2 protein-coding genes are annotated in these 2,001 nt (G+C 40.0%); one reads left to right on the forward strand and one right to left on the reverse strand.

What is annotated here, in order from left to right; all coding sequences use genetic code 11:
* Positions 1–1,637, reverse strand: a 1,637-nt coding sequence (locus tag AB4653_RS15915) for a GAF domain-containing protein (RefSeq protein ID WP_372104698.1), incomplete at its 3' end; no start/stop codon positions are given.
* A 171-nt stretch (positions 1,638–1,808) separates the two neighbouring features.
* Between AB4653_RS15915 and AB4653_RS15920 the strand changes: the two genes are divergently transcribed.
* A partial coding sequence (locus AB4653_RS15920) for a DUF2960 family protein (RefSeq protein ID WP_372104701.1) occupies positions 1,809–2,001 on the forward strand: 193 nt, incomplete at its 3' end.

Consider the following 2,001-nt stretch of genomic DNA (forward strand, 5'->3'; position numbering starts at 1 on the left):
GCTAGACCTGTTAGTGGGTCAGTAGTACTCAAGATTTCGAGTGTTTGATTCGCACTTTCTAAACGCTGTCGTTGCTTTTGATTTTCTAGCGACACGGCAATAAAGCTAGCTAAATGTTCTATAAGCTGACAGTGGTGTTCCTGATATTGGTTTGGTAGATGATGCTGAACTGACAGAAAGCCGATTAATTTTTCATTAAGAATGATTGGCGTTAGAATCATTGAGTTAGTATCAAGCTCGCCACGAAACGTAACGAAATTATCGTCTTGTGTGGTTTTACCGATATAGGGTTCTAGAGCCGCATCTGTCGCGCTATTAAAATGAACGGTAGCTCGCTTGCGAATCACATACGTACCAATGGTTTGGTTCTCTTGGCAAACTACTTTTAGGTTCGGTATTAATCCTTGAGTATCAACAAAATAGCGGTAGTCGAGTATGTCTGATTTATCGTCATACATAGCAATCCCAAACTCAGATGTTGGTAGAATCATATTTATCTTATGGAGTATCTCAGGCAGTACGCTTTCTAAATCTGCAGCGGTTGCTATGAATTGACCAATATCAGTGAGCGCACCCATATATTTTTGCATTTGAGTCAGAACGTCATTTTTCTTCTTACTCTGAATGGTACCTACCCCTTCTAGAATACGTTCGCTCTGTTCGCGCTCATAACTTCTCATGTGTTTTTCTAAAAGATCCACATGCTGAGTTTGAAGTGCCGCTAAACCAGACCAATCCTCTTCATCTCGAAAGAGCTTCGCCTTAGTTTGGGCATAGATAGCATAAGAACGGTAACTACTCTTTAGATCAAAATTCTGTTCGAGAAAAGCGCACCCTACTTTTGCTTGTTCTCGCTCTCCAATGCCTTCTAAGAATTGAAACCAGTAAACCAAATTTTCTTTTCGATTATGCTCATCTCTCGATTTTTTGAAGTGCTCTTCTGCCTGATAAAATGCATCTAATACATCACTATCATCGAAGCCTCCCCACAAGAGCATGGTTTGCCCTAGGTAACTATGACAAAGAGCTATCGTCCTGTGACTAGAAAGCGAGGTGCCTATTCTTTTCGCTTCCATAATGGCGCTAACCGCTTGCTCAAACTCATTTGTATGTGCACAGCTATAGGCTAGGTTTAAATGGCTGACAGCACAATCTAACAGGCGATTCGCATTTTGAGATGAAATAATGGCTTTACGAGCATATTGCTTCGCTTGTTCGTATTTTTCTAAGCTTAAGTGCAAGTCACTTAGATTACAGAATATAAGTGACTTAAAATTGTCATCAACTAGGTGTAAGTTTTCTAGTGTCTCTGAGTAACAAGCATACGCTGATTGATAATCACCACGAATGTTATGGGTAGACGCAAGTAACCCGATGACAAATACATATAGTTGAATTTCTTCAGGAGCAATGACGTTTAGGCAGGCTTTATAATGCTCAGCAGCGTCAGAAAGGTTATCGTGGCGATAGCTTGTGAAACCTTTAAGGAAACGCGCGATTGAATCCGGGATCGGTTGATTATTAGCTTCGCATAGACTCGTTATTCTGTCTTCGACTTCTTTTAATCCTTTGATTCCAGGGTAGTTCTGGATTCGCGTTATAATTCCCATGATCTTTGGGTAAAGCGTATTGCTCATAAGTTCCGTTTAAGTCAGCCAGATTAAAAAATAACGAATAGTATACCACAAAATGCTTATTACACATTCCATTCATGAGGCTAATAAGTGGTAATTTCCTATCATTATCTTGAGTGGCGTACTGTTTTTATGTAGAGTGCGCGCAAAGTAATAATTATATTGGAGAGCACCATGGCTCGTACCATTCTGTACACTTATAAAGATGAAGACAAAGAGTTATTGTTTTCGAAACAAGAACACCGCACGATCCAAGAAGCTGTTGCAGCAGCTGAAGGTATCGACATCACTGAGTATCTAAAAACTGAGCAGCAGCTTGAGTTCATTTCTGATACTAAAGCGGTTCGTAACTACCAAGACAACTATT

The sequence above is a fragment of the Vibrio sp. 10N.222.48.A3 genome, from assembly GCF_041475345.1.
GTDB lineage: Bacteria > Pseudomonadota > Gammaproteobacteria > Enterobacterales > Vibrionaceae > Vibrio > Vibrio tasmaniensis_A.